This is a genomic window from Okeania sp. SIO2C9, from assembly GCF_010672455.1.
Taxonomy (GTDB): domain Bacteria; phylum Cyanobacteriota; class Cyanobacteriia; order Cyanobacteriales; family Microcoleaceae; genus Okeania.
The window spans coordinates 1-1,308 of the sequence record NZ_JAAHGO010000247.1; the positions used below are offsets into that span (position 1 = coordinate 1).

Genomic DNA, 1,308 nt, shown 5'->3' on the forward strand with positions numbered 1-1,308 from the left:
TCAACAGTTGCCCGGATTTAAAGAAGGTTGGTGGACAATTCAAGACGGTAGTGCGCAACTAGTGAGCTATCTGCTTGACCCTCAACCTGGTAATATAGTTATTGATGCTTGTGCTGCACCGGGAGGAAAGACAACTCATATTGCAGAACTTATCTCAGATCAGGGCAAAATTTGGGCGTGCGATCGCACTGCCTCTCGTTTGAGAAAACTAAAAGAAAATGCCCAAAGATTGCAACTAAAATCAATTCAGATTTGTACTGGCGACAGCCGTTACTTCCCCCAATTTACTAATTTAGCAGATAGGGTTTTAGTCGATGCCCCTTGCTCTGGATTAGGTACACTCCACCGACGCCCTGACATCCGTTGGCATCTTACCCCAGAGAAGGTTAAAGAACTGGCAGTACTCCAAGGCGAACTCTTAGCACAAGCAGCTACTTGGGTCAAGCCTGGGGGCATCTTAGTTTATGCTACCTGCACCCTAAATCCCCAAGAGAATGAAGTGGTGATTCAATCATTTCTGGAGACTCACCACCACTGGCAAATTGAACCGCCGCCGCCTGATTCAGTACTGGTTGACTTCTCAAAGCCGCAAGGTTGGCTTCAAGTCTGGCCTCACAGGAATCAGATGGATGGCTTTTTTATGGTGCGATTGAAGCAGTAGAAATTACACTTTAATTAAAATTAAAGGTACATTGAGTCCCCTAAAACTAATTTGGGAGAGCCCATGTATACCACGCCAAATTCTAAGTTATGGCGTAGGTTTTATCGCTCCCCCAAACCCCCTCAAAAGATAAAAAACCCCGATGCTATACCGGGGCAGCCAATTAAGCTTGGCTGATTATGGCAATTTAGTAGATGCACCCTTCAACTACTAAGTATTTAAACACGTATTCGAGCTTGAGGACTGAGGGGAGAGAACCCCCCTCCTCGAAAAGTCCCCCTAGAAGGGGGAGGCACCAATCCCATTTTTTTTGGTCAAAAGGAAACACTCAACAAACCTGGATTACTCTATTGGCTTGCAGTGGAGCAAGATACTCCAATTTATCCGAGCGTTACTTGATGCTATATAATTAACGCATAAATTCAAGTACCTCCCCGTGAATCGCACTTCAGGGAAAAGCTAGGAAGGCCCAATTATGTTAGCGCAGAGGGGCGGAGTCCGCTTGGAAAGCCCGTGCTGTAACTATAGGGTCAGCGTCGGGACAAAATCACGTATTAGTGTAACCAGTAGAGTTCGCCATTTCCACTCAGGATAAAAGCCATGATTACAAACCCTAGTGTCAAACAGCTAATCAAAATTCTAATTGG

1 protein-coding gene is annotated in these 1,308 nt (G+C 45.4%); it reads left to right on the forward strand.

The window, feature by feature from the left end:
* Positions 1–661: methyltransferase domain-containing protein (locus F6K23_RS40705; RefSeq protein ID WP_293166923.1), on the forward strand; the 661-nt coding region annotated here is incomplete at its 5' end.
* Positions 662–1,308: the final 647 nt, after the last annotated feature.